This window comes from Sulfuritalea sp. (assembly GCF_031426875.1).
Lineage (GTDB): Bacteria > Pseudomonadota > Gammaproteobacteria > Burkholderiales > Rhodocyclaceae > Sulfuritalea.
Genome location: NZ_JASJPC010000012.1, coordinates 50,778 through 68,703 on the forward strand (window position 1 = coordinate 50,778; position 17,926 = coordinate 68,703).

Annotated in this window: 11 protein-coding genes and 1 tRNA gene; 9 read left to right on the top strand and 3 right to left on the bottom strand. The window is 64.1% G+C overall.

Annotated features, from left to right (window positions below; genetic code table 11):
• The 8 genes from RMO95_RS05885 to serS all read left to right on the top strand — a co-directional run.
• On the top strand, positions 1-1,220 hold a 1,220-nt coding region (locus RMO95_RS05885; RefSeq protein ID WP_310449666.1), incomplete at its 5' end, for a hypothetical protein.
• A gap of 149 nt (positions 1,221-1,369) precedes the next feature.
• A complete protein-coding gene (locus tag RMO95_RS05890; protein ID WP_310449667.1) occupies positions 1,370-1,927 on the top strand; it encodes an OmpA family protein in 558 nt (185 codons plus the stop codon).
• Positions 1,921-2,589 carry a hypothetical protein gene (locus tag RMO95_RS05895; protein WP_310449668.1) on the top strand — a complete coding sequence of 223 codons (669 nt, stop codon included), beginning with the start codon at positions 1,921-1,923 and terminating at the stop codon, positions 2,587-2,589. Before RMO95_RS05890 ends, RMO95_RS05895 begins: the two co-directional genes overlap by 7 nt.
• Positions 2,590-2,772: 183 nt before the next feature.
• Entirely contained in the window at positions 2,773-5,088 is a 2,316-nt protein-coding gene (locus tag RMO95_RS05900) for a DNA translocase FtsK (RefSeq protein WP_310449669.1), read from the top strand.
• Positions 5,089-5,121: 33 nt separating this feature from the next.
• Entirely contained in the window at positions 5,122-5,739 is a 618-nt protein-coding gene (gene lolA, locus RMO95_RS05905; RefSeq protein ID WP_310449670.1) for an outer membrane lipoprotein chaperone LolA, read from the top strand.
• A 43-nt stretch (positions 5,740-5,782) separates the two neighbouring features.
• A complete protein-coding gene (locus RMO95_RS05910) occupies positions 5,783-7,039 on the top strand; it encodes a replication-associated recombination protein A (protein ID WP_310449791.1) in 1,257 nt (418 codons plus the stop codon).
• 32 nt (positions 7,040-7,071) lie between these two features.
• Positions 7,072-7,437 carry a GxxExxY protein gene (locus RMO95_RS05915; protein ID WP_310449671.1) on the top strand — a complete coding sequence of 122 codons (366 nt, stop codon included), beginning with the start codon at positions 7,072-7,074 and terminating at the stop codon, positions 7,435-7,437.
• A 35-nt stretch (positions 7,438-7,472) separates the two neighbouring features.
• Positions 7,473-8,753, top strand: a complete 1,281-nt coding sequence (serS, locus tag RMO95_RS05920; protein ID WP_310449672.1) for a serine--tRNA ligase — start codon at positions 7,473-7,475, stop codon at positions 8,751-8,753.
• Here serS and mltF read toward each other — a convergent pair.
• Entirely contained in the window at positions 8,692-10,104 is a 1,413-nt protein-coding gene (gene mltF / locus RMO95_RS05925) for a membrane-bound lytic murein transglycosylase MltF (RefSeq protein ID WP_310449673.1), read from the bottom strand. The two genes, serS and mltF, sit on opposite strands and share 62 nt — an antisense overlap.
• 61 nt (positions 10,105-10,165) lie before the next feature.
• Here mltF and RMO95_RS05930 point away from each other — a divergent pair.
• A tRNA-Ser gene (locus RMO95_RS05930) sits at positions 10,166-10,255 on the top strand.
• A 40-nt stretch (positions 10,256-10,295) separates the two neighbouring features.
• Here RMO95_RS05930 and RMO95_RS05935 read toward each other — a convergent pair.
• On the bottom strand, positions 10,296-12,461 hold the full coding sequence (locus RMO95_RS05935) for a YgiQ family radical SAM protein (protein WP_409574930.1): 2,166 nt from the start codon (positions 12,459-12,461) through the stop codon (positions 10,296-10,298).
• Between the two features lie 235 nt (positions 12,462-12,696).
• On the bottom strand, positions 12,697-17,922 hold the full coding sequence (locus RMO95_RS05940) for a RecQ family ATP-dependent DNA helicase (RefSeq protein WP_310449675.1): 5,226 nt from the start codon (positions 17,920-17,922) through the stop codon (positions 12,697-12,699).
• Positions 17,923-17,926 lie beyond the last annotated feature (4 nt).

Genomic DNA, 17,926 nt, shown 5'->3' on the forward strand with positions numbered 1-17,926 from the left:
CCGCCACCACCGTCAGCGGCAACCTCGTTGTTACGGCGGCTGACGCCATCACCGATTCGGGCAACCTGGCCATCACCGGCACTACCAGCCTCACGGCAGGGGCGGCCAACAACATCGTTCTCGACAATGCCAACAACTTTGGCGGTGCCGTCACGGTGGTCAGCGGCAGCAACGTGACGCTCAACGATATCGGGGCGATCGACTTTGCCGCCACCACCGTCAGCGGCAACCTCGTTGTTACGGCGGCTGACGCCATCACCGACTCGGGCAACTTGGCCATCACCGGCACCACCAGCCTCTCGGCAGGGGCGGCCAACGACATCACTCTAGACAGTGGGAATGACTTTGGCGGCACTGTCACGGTTGTCAGCGGCAAGGACGTTCGGCTAAATGATACGGGGAGTATTGACCTCGCCTCATCGACGGTTTCCGGATATCTCGATGTCACGGCCGGTAGTGGGATTACCGAGAGCGGTGTACTGACGGTGGGGGGCAACCTGTGGGCCTTCACAAATACCGGAGACATTCTCCTTAAGAATCTCAATGCTCTCAGCGGCAGCGTTTCACTGATCGCGGGTGCCGGCAACCAGGTTTGGCTCAATGCGACCAGAATCGAAGTGGGAACGGTACGGCCATCGGATTTGACGACTACCAATGTCGGCATCACGGCGGCCAATGTGACTCTGGAGGCACCGAATGGCAGCGCCTTCATTACGAACGGAACGGAAGGTCTTGTCACTGCGACCGCTCCGCTGGGTCCGACGGCCGCCCTGACGATTCGCACCCTTCCCGCCAATGGCGTCATCGGAGATGCGAATGCCCCCACCATCAAGGGCTTGCGCGTTCAGACCAGCGGTCTGGTTCAGGTATTTGGCGACGGAATCGGCGACGGCACCATCTTTTTGATTGGCGACGACGCGGTGCAGCCTAAGTACGAGTTTTCTGGCGATCCCTTGCACCGGATCGTCAAGTACAACGGTGTCGACGCGACCAATGCCCAGTTAACAGGTGCCTTGGATGCCGCCTATCTCGACATCCGTAACCAGACCACGGAAATTCGCGAATCGGGCTTCGCGAAGGAGAACGCCAGCAAGGTGTTGCGTCGTGGAGTGGTCACGTCAGCGGGGCCGGGCCAGCCGGCGGTGGACGACAGTACCGGATTGGCGGGGATGGAATTGTGCGACGGCACTTACGGCAACGACGCACTGGCTTGCCAATGAACGGGATTTGTACTATGAGGGAACTATCTGTTTGTTGTTCTTGCCAGGAGTTGCTGGCGTCCGTGACATTTGTCGTTGACTTGGTGTTGCACGTGACTGTATGTTTTAACTTCAAATAGTTGGATGCAATGGATTAACGGAGGTTGGCCATGATTAAGCATGCAGTTGTTACGGCGCTGTTGGTGTCTTCCATGTGTGGTGTGGCGTTCGCCGCAGATGATGAGATGCGCCAGACGGTGTCCATCAACTCCCCTAATCCCAAGGTGGAAGAGGTTGAAGGTGCCTTGTTTCCAAAAGAAATCGTCGCGCTCAAGGATGAGTGCGCACAAATGGAAAAAATCGGGCTGCGTTGTCAGAGCGTGATTCCCAAGTCGTCACTCGACACGATCCAGATCACTTTTGCTCGCGGTTCGGCGATGCTGACCGAAGAAGGAAAGGGTTTCCTGAGGTCGGTGGGCGCTGCGCTGCAACGCAAAGCCGGTGTCTGGCAGTCATTGGCAATCGAGGGTCACACGGACGCTACGGGCAGTGAGGCGACAAATCGTCGTTTGTCGAAGAACCGAGCCGAGTCGGTCAAGAGTTTCCTGGAGGCCGAGTTCGGATTGAGCAATATCGAGACAGCAGGGCTTTCCAGCGATAAGTTGCGCGACACCGATAACCCGACCGGTGCCATGAATCGTCGGGTCGAGTTCGTTCCCAATTGGTGACCGCCATGATATTCAGAACCTTCTTTCAAATGAGTGCGCTGGCTGTCGCCGCGCTGGTGACGGGTGGAGTTCTTGCGCAGGAGGCAGCCGGCGATGTTGCCCTGGTAAACGCCTTGCAGGGTGAGGTGAGTTACCAAAGCAAGGAAGGCCCGGCGCGCAAGGCTCAGCCCTATATGAGGTTGCGTCATGGTGACAAGGTCGTGCTGGCCACGGCTGCCAGCAAGATCCGCATCAGCTACACCACGGCCAGTCGCCAGGAGTCATGGGTAGGGCCGGGCAGTTTTGTCGCGACCTCGGCGGGCGGTGAATTGCTCAAAGGCAGCAAGCCAGAGGTGGTGCAATTGCCGGCCGCGGTGCCGCAAAAGCTGGCCCGCATTTCCGAACTGATGAACACTTCACGGGTGGGCGGCCTTGTTGTGCGCTCGGCGAAGGCGGAGACCGCGGCGAGCAAGGACGAAGTTGCCGATGCGGTGGCCGCTTATGAATCCATGCGGGCGGCAGCGGCGCCTGACGATGTGACGCCGGAGTTGTTCCTGTATTCGGTGTTCCAGGAACATGGGATGGCCGACGATCTGAAGATGGTGGCTCGCAACATGCTCGCGCGCCAGCCTAACAATCCCGACATCCAGCAACTGGCCAAGGCCGCACTGGGTACTCGGTAATCTGCATTTGGGAAGGATCGGTCGCGGCTTGCAGGCTGAGTTGGCGTCCGATCTCTTGCCGCAAGAGCGGAACAAAGGCTGACTTGGTCGGCTTTTTTTTGGCTTGAGCACCCCGACGGACCGCCATAATTTGCCAGTGTCCGTCATTTCGGTCCGGGTGGAACGCCCGATCCGCTCCTCGCCATGAGTGCTATCAGCACATCCGAATCCGCTTCGACTCCGCTACCGGAAAAAATCGCCTTGCTGGTGCATGAGGCGCGCTGGCTGCTGGTGGGCCTCATCGGACTTTATCTGGGGCTGGTGCTCTGGGGTTTCGACAAGGCAGATCCAGGCTGGTCGCACGCGGCCGTGGTGGAACGCATCGTCAATCCGGGCGGACGCTTCGGCGCCTGGCTGAGCGATCTGCTGCTGTATCTGTTCGGGCTCTCCGCCTGGTGGTGGGTGGCCCTGCCGTTTTTTATGCTGGCATGGGGCTACCACCGCCTGAGCCGCCTGTTCGGTGGCGACCGGCGTCCCTTGCTGATTGCCTTGTCGGGCTTTCTCATGCTGTTGCTGGCCAGCTGTGGCCTGGAGGCCATGCGCTTCTGGAGTCTGGCGCTATCCCTGCCGCTGGGGTCGGGCGGCATGCTGGGTTTCGAGGTCGGCCGTCTCATCACGCTGTTTCTGGGCTATACCGGCGGCACCTTGATTTTGCTGGTGCTGGCGATGATCGGCTTCAGCCTATTTACCGGTGCATCGTGGATAGTCATCGCCGAAAAGTTCGGCGTTCTGCTGGAGGGCGGCTATATCGGCCTGCGCAGCTTGTGGGACCGCTGGCAGGACAGGCGCTACGGCCGCGCCGTCGCCGAGCAACGCGAGGAGGTGGTGGAAACCGAGCGGCGCAAGGTCGAGGAAAGCCCTTTGCCGCCGGTCAGGATCGAGCCTGTCGAAATCGTCGTGCCGGTCGCGCCCAAGGCCGTGGCGCGGGCCGAAAAGGAGCGTCAGGCGCCCTTGTTTTTCGATGCTCCTGGCGGCGCCCTGCCGCCGCTGCACCTGCTGGCCGAGCCCTCGCACAATCCCGCCGATCTGCCGGCCGCGGAGACCCTGGAATTCACCTCGCGCCTGATCGAGCGCAAGCTGGCCGACTTCAATGTCGAAGCCAAGGTACTGACCGCGCATCCCGGGCCGGTGGTGACGCGCTACGAGATCGAGCCGGCGGTCGGCGTCAAGGGCAGCCAGATCGTCGGCCTGGCCAAGGATCTGGCGCGGGCCCTGTCGCTGGTGTCGATCCGCGTGGTCGAAACCGTGCCCGGCAAGTCCTGCATGGCGCTGGAATTGCCGAATCCGAAGCGGCAAATCGTGCGCCTGTCGGAAATCATCGGCTCGCAGGCCTACCACGGCATGCATTCGCCGCTGTCCGTGGCCCTGGGTAAGGACATCGGCGGCCAGCCGGTGGTGGTCGATCTGGCCAAGATGCCACACCTGCTGGTGGCCGGCACCACCGGTTCGGGCAAGTCGGTCGGGGTCAATGCCATGATTCTGTCCCTGATCTACAAGTCCGAACCCAAGGACGTGCGCATGATCATGGTCGATCCGAAGATGCTGGAGTTGTCAATCTACGAAGGCATTCCGCACCTGCTGGCGCCGGTGGTGACCGACATGACCAAGGCGGCCAATGCGCTGCATTGGTGCGTCGGCGAAATGGAGCGGCGCTACAAGCTGATGTCGGCCCTCGGCGTGCGCAATCTGTCGGGCTTCAACAGCAAGATCAATGACGCGAAGAAGGCCGGCGAGCACATTCCCAATCCCTTCTCGCTGACGGCGAATACCGAGATCGGCCCCGAGCCGCTGGAGCCGCTGCCCTACATCGTCGTGGTGATCGACGAGCTGGCCGACCTGATGATGGTGGTGGGCAAGAAGATCGAGGAACTGATCGCGCGCCTGGCACAGAAGGCGCGGGCTTCGGGCATCCACCTGATCCTGGCGACGCAGCGGCCCAGCGTCGATGTGATCACCGGCCTGATCAAGGCCAACATCCCGACCCGCATCGCTTTCCAGGTATCGAGCAAGATCGATTCGCGCACCATCCTCGACCAGATGGGCGCCGAAGCCCTGCTCGGCCAGGGCGACATGCTGTTCCTGGCGCCGGGTACCGGCCTGCCGGTTCGCGTGCATGGCGCCTTCGTTGCCGACGAGGAGGTGCATCACGTCGTCGATCATCTGAAGAAGGTCGGGCCGCCGGACTACATCGACGGCCTGCTCGACGGTCCGGCAACTGACGACACGGAAGTTGGCGCTGGTGACACGGCAGGCGATGCCGAGTCCGACCCGATGTACGACCAAGCCGTCGAAGTGGTGCTTAAGACGCGGCGGCCCTCTATCTCGCTGGTGCAGCGCCATCTGCGCATCGGCTACAACCGCGCCGCGCGTCTGATCGAAGCCATGGAGAAGGCTGGCCTGGTTTCGCCCATGAACGGTGCGGGCGGACGCGAGGTGATTGGGCCCGCAAGACAGGATTGACCACCGGGAGCGCAGGGCTGCGATAATCGCGGCATGAAGATATCCCTCCACGTCCTCTGCGCCCTTTTTGGCTACGGTTTTTTGGCTCCCGTCCAGGCCGGCGGCCTCGACCAGCTCAAGAGCTTTCTTGATACCAACCGCAGCGCCCGCGGCGTGTTCGTGCAAACCGTGATCGCCAAGTCGGGTCGCAAGCCGCAGCAGTCGGCGGGCATCTTCGCCTTACAGCGTCCCGGCAAGTTTCGCTGGTCCTACGAAAAGCCCTACAAGCAGCTGCTGGTCAGCGACGGCAACAAGCTGTGGAGCTACGATCCCGATCTGAACCAGGTCGCGGTCAAAAAGCTCGGCACTGCCTTCGGTTCCAGCCCCGCCGCATTGCTCGCAGGCCAGGATCTGGACAAGCACTTCGTACTCAAGGACGGCGCCGCGGCGGACGGCATCGAGTTCGTCGAGGCCACGCCCAAGGGCGGCGATGCGAGCTTCGAGCGGGTCAAGATCGGCTTCACCGCCAACCGCCCGGTGAGCATGGAAATCCACGACAGCTTCGGCCAGGTGACGGTCCTGCGCTTCACCCAGTTCGAGGCCAACCCGGCACTGCCGGCTGCGCTGTTCCGCTTCGTCGCACCGGCCGGGGCCGACGTTGTCGGCGAGTGACCTGTTTCCGGCGTCGGTCGCGCACGCTCCGCTGGCCGAGCAGATGCGGCCGCGCACGCTGGATGAGGTGATCGGCCAGCGCCACCTGCTGGGCGAAGGCAAACCGCTGCGCCTGGCATTTTCATCGGGCACGCCGCATTCGATGATCCTCTGGGGCCCGCCCGGTGTCGGCAAGACCACGCTGGCGCGCCTCATGGCGGACAGCTTCGATGCCGAATTCATCGCGCTGTCGGCCGTATTTTCGGGCGTCAAGGATATTCGCGAGGCGATGCAGCAGGCCGAAGTCATGGCCCAGCAGGGCCGCCGCACGATACTGTTCGTCGACGAAGTGCATCGCTTCAACAAGGCGCAGCAGGATGCCTTCCTGCCCTACGTCGAACGCGGCACGGTGACCTTCATCGGCGCTACCACCGAGAATCCTTCCTTCGAAGTGAACTCCGCCTTGCTGTCGCGGGCTTCCGTGTATGTGCTGAAGAGCCTCGACGAAGCCGAGCTGGGCGAGCTGTTCGACCGCGCGCGGACCAGGGCGCTCGATCAACTCGAATTCGAGCCGGACGCGCGCGAGCGCCTGATCGGCTATGCCGACGGCGATGCGCGACGCCTGCTCAACGTGCTGGAGCAGTTGCGTACGGCCGCAGCCACGGCCAAGCACCGTGTCGTCAGCGCCAACTTTCTGGAGCAGGCGCTGGCCGCCGACCTGCGCCGCTTCGACAAGGGTGGCGACGCCTTCTACGACCAGATCTCGGCCCTGCACAAATCCGTGCGCGGCTCCAATCCGGACGCCGCGCTGTACTGGCTGGTGCGCATGCTCGACGGCGGCGCCGATCCGCTCTACATGGGGCGGCGCATCGTGCGCATGGCGATCGAGGATGTCGGCCTGGCCGATCCGCGCGCCTGGGAGATCGCGCTCAACGCCTGCGCCACCTACGAGCGCCTGGGCAGTCCGGAAGGCGAGCTGGCGCTGGCCAACGCCGTGCTCTACATGGCCGTGGCGCCCAAGTCGAACGCCGCCTACGTCGCCTATAATGCCGCCCGCGCGTTCGTCGGGAAGGACAAGAGTCGCGGCGTACCCGAGCATTTGCGCAACGCGCCGACCAAGCTGATGAAGGAGCTCGGCTACGGCGCCGACTACCGTTACGCCCACGACGAAGCCGAGGGTTATGCCGCCGGGGAAACCTACCTGCCCGAAGGCATGCCCGCCGTGCAGTGGTATCAACCGGTGGCACGAGGACTGGAACAGAAGATCGCCGAAAAACTTGCCCACCTGCGCGAACTCGACGCAAAGGCTAAAACCCGTTAGCCACAGAGGACACAGAGGGCACAGAGAAAGACATGTCGGATGAAGTGACGGAGCGGATTATTGGGGCGGCGATCGAAGTACATCGGATTCTCGGTCCGGGGCTGCTCGAGTCGATTTATGAAGAAGCGCTGTGTCACGAACTTTCACTGCGTGGTCTGCCGATCCGCCGCCAGGTTGATATTGTCGTACGGTACAAGGAAAAGAACATAAGCGGCCAGCGCCTCGACCTCATTGTTGCCGATGAGGTGGTAGTGGAGCTAAAGTCGCAGCACAAGCTGCCGGAAGTGGCAGCAGCTCAGGTCTTGTCCTACTTGAAAGCGTCCGGTATGAAACGTGGCCTTTTGGTCAATTTTGGCCAACAAAAACTGACCGACGGCATCAAACGCTTTTCTCTGTGATCTCTGTGTCCTCTGTGGCTAAATAGGTTTTAAAAATGCTAGACATTCAACTCCTTCGCACCAATCTTCCCTTCGTCGCCGAGCGCCTGGCCCTGCGCGGCGTGACGCTCGACACCGCGGCTTTCGAAGCGCTGGAAGCCGAGCGCAAGCGCCTGCAGGTGCACACCCAGGACTTGCAGGCCAAACGCAATACGCTGTCAAAACAGATCGGCATGCTCAAGGGCAAGGGCGAGGACGCCTCCGCCGTGATGGCCGAAGTCGCCGGCTTGGGCGACGAGCTCAAGGCCGGCGAGGCGGCGCTGGCGGAACTGATGCCGCGCTTCGATAGCTTTCTCGAACTGATTCCCAACCTGCCGCACGAGAGCGTGCCGGTCGGCAAGGACGAAACCGGCAACGTCGAAATTCTGCGCTGGGGCACGCCGCGCGCGATCGCCGCGCCGCGCGACCACGTCGATCTCGGCACCGCACTGGGCGGCCTGGATTTCGAGGCCGGGGTGAAGATTTCCGGCAGCCGCTTCACGGTCATGAAGGGGCTGATCGCCCGCCTGCATCGCGCGCTCGCGCAGTTCATGCTCGATCTGCACACCGACGAGCACGGCTACACCGAGGTCTATACGCCCTACCTGGTCAATCCCGAGAGCATGTTCGGCACCGGCCAGCTGCCGAAGTTCGAGGAAGACCTGTTCATGGTGCCGCGCAGCGACGGCAGCAAGCTCTATCTGATTCCGACCGCCGAAGTCCCGGTGACCAACATGGTGCGCGGCGAGATTCTTATGGCCGATGTGCTGCCGCTCAAGTTCGTCGCCCACACGCCCTGCTTCCGTTCGGAGGCCGGCAGCTACGGCAAGGACACGCGCGGCATGATCCGCCAGCACCAGTTCGACAAAGTGGAACTGGTGCAGATGGTGCGCCCCGATCAGTCGTGGGAGGCGCTCGAAGAACTCACCGGCCATGCCGAGGCGGTATTGCAGAAGCTCGAACTGCCCTACCGCAAGGTGGCGCTATGCACCGGCGACATGGGATTTTCCGCGGCGAAAACCTACGACCTCGAAGTCTGGCTGCCGGCGCAGAACACTTATCGCGAGATTTCCTCCTGCTCCAACTTCGAATCCTTCCAGGCCCGGCGCATGCAGGCCCGCTTCAGGAACGACAAGAACAAGCCGGAGCTGCTGCACACGTTGAACGGCTCCGGCCTCGCGGTGGGTCGCACACTGGTTGCGGTGCTCGAGAATTACCAGAACGCGGACGGCAGCGTCACGGTTCCTGCGGCGCTGCGGCCATGGATGGGCGGGACCGAGGCAATTCGCGCTGCCTGAACGCCGGCTGCGTCGAAAAAGGCGCGTCGTGGGCCGGTTCGAAGCGACGCAGGATGTCGTAGTAGCTGCGGATGTTCTCCACCATGATCACCGCCTCGCCGCCGCGCGCGGCGCCGCTCTTGAGCCGGGCATAGATTTCCGGCCGCGCCAGTTGCGGCAGAACCTGCTTCATTTCGTACCAGACGTCCGGATCGCGCTTCATCTTCTTGGCGATGGCGCGTGCGCCGCGGAAGTGACCCATGCCCAGGTTGTAGGCCGACAGCGCCAGCCACAGCCGATCCGGATGCTCCGCACTGGCCGGAATCTGGTCCACCAGCTGCGCCAGGTAGCGCGCTCCGGCGCGGATGCTTTCCGCGCCATCGAGGCGATTCTTGACGCGCAGCAAATCGGCCGTGTCCTCGGTCAGCATCATCATGCCGCGCACATTGGTGGGCGAGGTCGCCAGCGGATTCCAATGCGATTCCTGATAGGCCAGGGCGGCCAGCAGGCGCCAGTCGATGCCGGAGAGTTCCTGTGCCGATTGAAAGTGGTGGCGCCAGTTGGGCAGCCTGGTTCTCGTGTCGTCGAGGAATTTCGCGATGCCCTCTGCATTGATGCGCTTGATGTGGCCGAAGTAGCGGTCATGAATGCGCGCCAGCGTACCGTCGGCGCGTGCCGCGGCGATGAAGGCATCGGCCTTGGCGCGCAGCTCGTCGGCGCCGTCCGCGCCGAAGGCCCAGCCAAACTCCAGCTTGCCCGGCAGCTGCAGCAGGGGGTTCAGCTCCGGGTGGAAATTGACGCCCAGGTCGAGATTGATGTCGTGGACGGCGACCAGCGCCGCCTTGCGTTCCGCAACGCGCGCCAGCAGTTCCATTTCGTTGACGCCGGGTACTTCGACGACCAGCGGGCGTGATTGTTCGTCCAGTCCGCGCAGCGTGTCGGCCAGCGTCGAACCCGCTACCACCTCGATGGTTTGTCCGGCGAGATCGGACATTTTCCCGGGTCCGAGGACATCGGCGTAACCGACTATCCATTGGCTGACGCTGCGGATCGGGATCGAGTACTGCAAAGAACCGTTGCCCAGCGGCATCGATGCCGCCAGATGGACCCGGCCGGCCAGGGCCAGATCGTTGAGTTCATAGGGATCGGCGGCCTTGATGAAGTGCGCCTTGAGACCGATGCTCACGGCAAAGGCGGTGACAAGGTCGTGTTCGAAGCCGCTCGCGACGGTGCCTTCGCGCTGCTGGAAAAAGGCTGGCGTCTCTCGCACCGCAACCACCAGCCTGCCGTCTGCCACAGGCGGCTCGATGCGGCCGCAGGCGGTCGCCAAGGCCAGGGCAAGGCAGCAGATCAGGCGAAGCGGCTTCGACAATGCTTTCCCTCCGTGCGTGCTGTGACCGACGGCCGCTTCGCGGGTATAATCCGCGCCTCGCGGAGAGGTGGCAGAGTGGTCGAATGTACCTGACTCGAAATCAGGCGATGTCGCAAGGCATCCGTGGGTTCGAATCCCACCCTCTCCGCCACCCGATTCTACCTGCTCAAAATCCTCAGTTTATTTCGCCTTCAGCCGCCCTTGTGGCGTGACAGCGGGTGCCTCGGCACGTCCGGATGACGGCGCGCGGGCGGGCTGGGTTTGGCCGGCGCGGCAGGCGTTGCGCGCCGTGTCGCCAGCGCCAACTTTTGCGGCCGAGATTTCGCATCGGCGATCGGCGGGGTCCGGCGTGGCGCCGTGGAGCATGCGGTGCCGGCCGGTTGCCAGGCCGGGATCAGGTGGCGCTTGCCCGGCCCGATCAGGTCGCTGCGGCCCATGGCTTTCAGGGCCTCGCGCAGCAGCGGCCAGTTTTCGGCATCGTGGTAGCGCAGGAAGGCCTTGTGCAGTTTGCGCTGGCGTCCGCCGCGCACCACGGCGACTGACTCGGAGTCCGCCGTGACTTTGCGCAACGGGTTCTTCTCCGTGTGCCACATCGCGGTGGCGATGGCCAGCGGCGTCGGCAGGAAGGTCTGCACCTGATCGAGGCGGAAGCCGTTCTTCTTCAGCCACAGCGCGAGTTCCAGCATGTCTTCGTCGGTGGTGCCCGGATGGGCGGCGATGAAGTAGGGGATCAGGTACTGCTCCTTGCCGGCTTCCTTGGAGAACTTGTCGAACATCTGCTTGAAGCGCTCGTAGGCGCCGATGCCCGGCTTCATCATTTTCGACAGCGGGCCTTCCTGGGTGTGCTCGGGCGCAATCTTCAGGTAGCCACCGACATGATGGGTCACCAGTTCCTTGACGTACTCGGGCGAGCGCACCGCGAGGTCGTAGCGCAGGCCGGAACTGATCTGGATCTTCTTGATGCCGGGCAGCGCGCGCGCCTTGCGGTACACCGAGATCAGCGGCGCATGGTCGGTGTTCATGTTCGGACAGATGTCCGGATAGACGCAGGACAGCCGGCGGCAGGAGGATTCGATTTTCGGATCCTTGCAGGCCATGCGGTACATGTTGGCGGTCGGCCCGCCGAGGTCGGAAATGACGCCGGTGAAGCCGGGCGTCTTGTCGCGGATTTCCTCGATCTCGTGCAGGATCGATTCCTCGGAGCGGCTCTGGATGATGCGTCCTTCATGCTCGGTGATCGAGCAGAAGGTGCAGCCGCCGAAGCAGCCGCGCATGATGTTGATCGAGAAGCGGATCATTTCCCAGGCCGGAATCCGCGCGTCGCCATAGGCGGGATGCGGCGCACGCGCATAGGGCAGGCCGAAGACGTGGTCCATCTCTTCGGTGGACAGCGGAATCGGCGGCGGATTGAGCCAGACGTCGCGCCGCGCCGCGCCTTCGCCGTGGGCCTGGATCAGGGCGCGCGCATTGCCGGGATTCGATTCGAGATGGAAAGTGCGCGAGGCGTGGGCATAGAGCACCGGGTCGTCGCGCACCTGCTCGTATGACGGCAGGCGGATCGCGGTGTGCGCGCGGGCCGCCTTATGCTGCGCGAGGCGCTCGGCGCGGCCGACGAGGCGCACGATCGCCGGGTCGCCAGCGCCAACTTTCAGGGTCGGCGCCGTGGCCTGCATCGCATAGGGATCGGGATGCGCATGGACCGCTCCCGGCGTATCCACCGTGGTCGAGTCGGCCTCGGCCCAGTCGGGTCCCGGCAGCCAGCCATGCGGCACCATGAAGGCGGTGCCGCGCAGGTCGCGTATCTCGCCGATTCGTTCGCCTTTCGCCAGGCGATGGGCGAGTTCCACCAGTGCGCGCTCGGCATTGCCGAAGATCAGCAGGTCGGCCTTGGAGTGCGGCAGGATCGAGCGCCGCACCTTGTCCGACCAGTAGTCGTAATGCGCGATGCGGCGCAAGGACGCCTCGATGCTGCCGATCACCAGCGGCACTTCGGGGTAGGCCTCGCGGGCGCGCTGCGAATACACGATCACGGCGCGGTCGGGGCGGCGGTCGGGTGCGGCGTTCGGCGTGTAGGCGTCGTCGGAGCGGATCTTGCGATCCGAGGTGTAGCGGTTGACCATCGAATCCATGTTGCCGGCGGTGATGCCGAAGAACAGTTTCGGCTTGCCCAGGCGCTTGAAATCGTCCGCCGAGTGCCAGTCAGGCTGCGCGACGATGCCGACGCGGAAACTCTGGGCTTCGAGCAGGCGGCCGACCAGGGCCATGCCGAAGCTGGGGTGGTCGATATAGGCGTCGCCGGTGACCAGGATGATGTCGCATTCGTCCCAACCCAGCTTGTCCATTTCGGCGCGCGACATGGGCAGGAAGGGGGCGGTGCCGAAGCGCTTGGCCCAATAGGGGCGATAAGCGGTCAGCGGGCGCGGGGCCGGCGTGTTCAAGATGCGTCGAGAGCGGCGAAAAAGTTCATGGAGGTCGGGATGCGTCAAAAGTCGGCTCTGATGAAGCAACTGCGCTACAAGGCGGTCGAGCAAAAAACGCTCTCCTCGCCGTAGCGGATGGTGAGACGGCGGGAGGGCCGCGCAAGTTCCGCCATTATCCCTGTTCTCCGGGCGCGAAGATCAACTCCGGCACGACGACCTCCCAGCGCTCGCAGCGCGGCTCGCCATATTTCTCCGGATCGGACTGCACCTTGTCGCGAACGTGGATGCAGTGCACGCTGGCATTGATGCAGTGCATGCCTTCCGGCGGCTTGAAATCTCTCGCCATCTTGCCGACGACATTGCGCTGCTCGTTCAACAATCGCCAGCCCTTGCCCGTCGCTTCGAGGCGCAGCGCCGAGCCGAACGACAGGCGGGCGATGGTGGAATGGATGGCATCGGTCACCGGCTTGCGTCCTGCGTAGCCAAGGTCGATATCCCCAAGCGATGGCAGGATATGGCGACGTTGCAGTTCCAGCGGGGCTGGTGGCAGATCGACCGGCGCTCGGCGCAGCAGATGCGGCCCCTCCGCCAGGCTGTCGAGCAGCGGGTGATGCGGCGCATTGAGGCCAGCGAGGCGAGAGAGGCAGAGGGTATTCCTGGCCCGGGTCATCGCCACGTAGTAAAGGCGGGTGACGGCCGCCGGGTCTTCGTTGCGACCGCTTTTCCAGCCGCCGTCGAGCACCATGACGTGGTCGAACTCCAGCCCCTTGGCGCCATGCGCGGTGACCAGCAGCAAACCGTTTTGTCGCTGACGTGCCTTATGCCCCCATTCGGACAGCCATTCGCGAAAATGTGCGGCAGGCAGTTCTGCGTCGCCGCTTTCCAGCGCGTAGTCGGCCAGCGCCCCGGCCAGCAGCGCATGGTGAGGATTGCCGGCGATGGCGTGCTCATGCAGCCAGAGCTCGAGTTGCTGCGCGGTGACGAGCGGCGACTTGCGCGCCGCGATGGCGGCGAGCAATGCCTGGGTTTCGCGCAAGCGCCAGAACTGGCCGCTGTCTTCGCTGGCCAGTTGCACCGGAATGCCGCGCCACTCGCAATAGCTGCGCACCGGCTCCAGCCATTTCCACTCCCGCGCGATGACGGCGCAGGCCGCCCAGTTCCAGTCGCGGTCAAGGCTTGCCATGCGTTCGAACTCCGCCATCACCGCCATCGCCTGGCTGAATGCGTCCGCGCCGGCCGGCAGTATCTGTGCGCGCCCCTGGCCGACCCTGTCGCGCTGCTGCCAGTCGCCGCCGGCGGGCGCCTTGCTGCGCAGACGGTCGATGCGGATCGGATGCGCGGTTTTCATGCGGCCCGACACGGCGGCGATCAAGGCGTTGGCCGCGGCGATGATGTGCGCAGTGGAGCGGTAGTTGTCGATCAGATACGCCGGCTTCGCCTTGTAGTCGGTCTCGAAGCGACCGATGAACTCGATCGAAGCTCCGGCAAAGGCATAGATGTTCTGGTCGTCGTCGCCGACGGCAAGCAGGTTGATCTTGTCCTCGTCGGCGCGCGTGCGGCCCGCAATCGCGGCGATCAGTTCGTACTGTTCGCGGCCTATGTCCTGGTATTCATCGACCAGAATCCAGCGGAAACCGCCCAGCAACCGCTCGCGCGTGGCACCGCCATCGTTGACTCCGCCGCCATCGTCGCCTCCGTCGCCCACGTCACCATCGTCGGCCGGCAGATCGTCGGCCTTGAGCAGCGCCGTGGCTTCGAGCAGGACGCTGCGAAAGAAATCGTCATTGCCGTTGCTCTTCGCCTGGGCGGCTCGTTCGGCGTAGCTGGTGCCGGTCAGCCGCATCGCCAGCGCATGCACGGTGAGCACGATGACGCCGCGCGCGTCGCCGCCGATCAGCGCGTGGAGGCGTTGCCGAATCTGCGCGGCGGCGTGGCGGTTGTAGGCCAGCGCCAGAATGCCGCGCGGGTCTTCGCGCCGACAGCGCACCAGATAGGCGATGCGATGCACCAGCACCCGCGTCTTGCCCGAGCCGGGGCCGGCCAGCACCAGCACGTTGGCGCTCTCGCGTTCGTCGGCGACGATGTCGCGCTGCGCCTTGTTGCCCAGCGACTCGACGATGCCGCGCCACGATTCCGGCGTGGTCTGGCGTTGGAGCTCTTTGTCGCGTCCCGGCAGCCAGCGTTGCAGGAACTCGTCCTGGGTCAGGGCGAAATAGTCCTTCGCCAGCCGCAGTGCGTCCGCTATTTTGTCCAGGCCGAGCTGGACGTATTCGGCCATGACGTGAATTTGCAGCACCTGCTCCTCGTAGTGCAGTTTGAGCGGCGCGAAATCGGTGGCCCCGAACTGCTTCTTCCAGTCGCTGTCGAGGCGGATGGTCATGGCCGGACGGAACACGGTCAGCCCCTTGTTGAGGCGGATGATCTCCTGTTCGTGCAGCCAGAGCAGGGCGCGTTCGATCAGTTTTTGCGGGTCTTTCACCCTCTGCTTCAGGTCGATGTCGCCCTCGATCACCGCGCTCAGGTGTCCCATGGTGGTTTCCGCCAGCAGATCGGCGCCGCGCGCGCCGGCCGGCAGGCGCGCCAGCAGATGGTCGAGCAGGTGTTGCGCCGCCAGGCGACGCAGATCGGCCGTCATTTCCAGCGCCGGCCAGTCGCGCTGCAAAGTGACCTGCAGGCTTTCTTCGCTCAAGCGGCGCAGGCCCAGGCTGCCGCTGCCGCCTTCCTCGTCGCGGCCGTCGGCGGACAGGCTTTTCAGCAGTCGACGCACGCTGTCCGGCAGAGCGCTTGCGTGGCCGGCGTTCTTCAGATGCTGACAGACCAGGCGCAGGTGTAAGGGCACGCTTTCGCCCTTGGCCAGATCCGGCGCGGCGGCGCGCAGCTCGGCGATCAGCGCCGCTTCGAGCCGCGCGGCGGCTTCCAGGCGCGCCTTCGAGGGGTGTGGCGTACCGACATGCACATAGGCCGTGAGCGCAGCATCGTTGCTGGCCAGTCCCAGCGTTTCCAGATCGGCAAAGGCCTTGCGCAAGCGAGTGGAGGACAGTCCGGCGACGCCCAACAGTTCGTCGGTCGAGATGCCCTCGTCGGCATCGGCGGCGATCAGCGCGTCGACCAGGGCGAGCAGTTGCCGCTTGTAGTCTTCGGCAATCGTTTTGCCGAGCAGCTTCTTGCGCGCTTCGTCGATCGACATGACGCGCAGCGACGACGGGAATATCTGCACCCGGTTTTCCTCGCGGCTGAGCAGGGCGGATTCCTCCAGCCAGGAAATCGCGGTGCGCACGCGGGTGTCGTCGGTGGCCGAGTCGCGCACGAAATCGGCATCGCTGTCCTCGGCCAGAATCTCGCCGGAGGTGGCGATCACCTCGTCACCGCCTTTGCCTTCCCGGCGCTTCCTGCTGTCGAGCCGGCGCAGCGATTTGAGGATGGCGCGAATTTCCTTTTGCGACAGCCGCGAGCGGGCCGACATGCCGAACTGGCGCTCCACGTCCTCCATGGTATAGAGCAACACGCAGCGCGCATTTTCCTGGTCGCGCCCGGCGCGGCCGGCTTCCTGGAGGTAGTTTTCCAGCGAGCCGGGAATGTCGGCGTGGATCACCAGGCGCACATCGGGTTTGTCGATGCCCATGCCGAAGGCATTGGTGGCGGCAATCACCCGCAGTTCGCCGCCGATGAAACCGGCCTGCATGTTCTTTTTGACTTCGGGCGAGAGTCCGGCGTGGAAGCAGCCCGCCGTCAGTCCCTTGTCGCGCAGGAAGGCGGCAATCTCCTCGGTCCGTTTGCGCGTCGCGCAATAGACGATGGCGCCGCCGCTTGCGCCCGCCGGCAGTTCCGCCTCGATCCAGCGGTGCACGTCGTCGAACTTGGTCGCCGGGTTGGTGGGCGCCACCAGGAAGTCGAGGTTGTGGCGGTTGGCGCCGCCATCCATGCAAGTCAGTTCGATGCCGACTTTCTCGCGAAAATGCGCGAGGATCTCGGCGATGACATCGGGCTTGGCCGTGGCGGTCAGGCACAGCACCGGCGGCACCGCGCCGGCGCCGGCCCTTTCCTTGATGAAGCGGCTGACGTAGCGATAGTCGGGGCGGAAGTCGTGGCCCCATTTCGACAGGCAATGGGCTTCATCGAGCACCCAGGCGCCGATTTCGCGCTGCTCCAGCACACGGCGCAAGGTGCGGTTGCGCAACTGTTCGGGCGAGACGATCAGAATGCCGATGTCGCCCAGGCGCACGCGGTCGAGTACGTCGCTGCGTTCGGGCATGGAAAGCAAGCCGTTGAGCGCCTCGCAGGAATCGATGCCGTGACGGTTCCTGAGGCCGGCGACCTGGTCGGCCATCAGTGCCACCAGCGGCGAGATGACCACGGTCAGCGCGCCGGTCTTGTCGAAGCGCGAAAGCGCCGGAATCTGGTAGCACACCGACTTGCCGGTCCCGGTGGGCAGGATGCCCAGCACATGGCTGCCCGCCATGGCCGCTTCGACGATGGCTTGCTGCAAGGGGCGACCTTCCGCGTCCGCCGGTTTGGGGCGGAAGTCGGAGAAGCCGAACCAGTGTTGCAGCGCCTTGTTGGCATCGTGATGCTCGCGGCACCAGGCGCAGCTCGGGTCGGTGCAGGCGGTATCGCGCAGACGCCGCACGATTTCGCCGGCCTGGGGAAACTGGTGGCGCACCCACGGCGGCATCACCGAGTTGCCGCCGGCCACCGACAGCCAGGCCAGGGCGTAGGCCAAGGGCCAGCCGTCGTTCTCGGCATCGGTCAGCACCTCGTCGCGCTGCGTTTGACAGCTCTGCCCGTCGAGGCAGGCGAGGATTGCCGTTCGCGCTTCGGCACGGGAAGGGCGCGGGCTGTCGCGCAGGGTCATGAAAAAGCGGTTCATGCCGCTGACGGTGTCGTCCTGGGTCGTCAGCCAGTGCCAGGCGGCCAGCCGCCGCGGGGCTTCAGTATTGAGGGCGTGCAGCGCATCTTGCTGATCGCGAAAAAGGTTCAGGGCGAGTTCCGCATCCTTCAGCGGGTTGTTGCGATAGCCGCTGGCGAGCGGACCATCCTGATAGTGCTTGACCAGGTGATGGTAGGGATTGCGCGGAAAGGCGAGCGGGTTGAGGCGCAGCGTGTCAACGGCAGGCAGCCCGAGCAGTTGCAGTCCGGGGCGCAAGGAGGCAAGTTGCGGCAGATCGAAGCCAATGATGTTGTGGCCGAGGACGAAGGCCGCGCCGTCGGCCAGCGCATCGAGTTGGTCGAGTCCGGCACCGGATTCGCCGCCCCGCCAGTGCAGGCGCTCGTCACCGTCGGCGCGTAGCGCACCGATTTGCTGGAGGCGCCCATTCTTCTTGCCGACTTCGAGGTCGATGACCAGACAGCGTGGCTGAAATGGTTTCGAGGGAACTGCGCCGTCATTGCTATCCGTCATGACG

Coding starts and splice junctions, on each gene's coding strand:
- RMO95_RS05890 (WP_310449667.1), top strand. CDS start 1,370: ATGATTAAGCATGCAGTTGTTACGGCGCTGTTGGTGTCTTCCATGTGT.
- RMO95_RS05900 (WP_310449669.1), top strand. CDS start 2,773: ATGAGTGCTATCAGCACATCCGAATCCGCTTCGACTCCGCTACCGGAA.
- lolA (WP_310449670.1), top strand. CDS start 5,122: ATGAAGATATCCCTCCACGTCCTCTGCGCCCTTTTTGGCTACGGTTTT.
- RMO95_RS05910 (WP_310449791.1), top strand. CDS start 5,783: ATGCGGCCGCGCACGCTGGATGAGGTGATCGGCCAGCGCCACCTGCTG.
- RMO95_RS05915 (WP_310449671.1), top strand. CDS start 7,072: ATGTCGGATGAAGTGACGGAGCGGATTATTGGGGCGGCGATCGAAGTA.
- serS (WP_310449672.1), top strand. CDS start 7,473: ATGCTAGACATTCAACTCCTTCGCACCAATCTTCCCTTCGTCGCCGAG.
- RMO95_RS05935 (WP_409574930.1), bottom strand. CDS start 12,461: ATGTCGCGCGCCGAAATGGACAAGCTGGGTTGGGACGAATGCGACATC.
- RMO95_RS05940 (WP_310449675.1), bottom strand. CDS start 17,922: ATGACGGATAGCAATGACGGCGCAGTTCCCTCGAAACCATTTCAGCCA.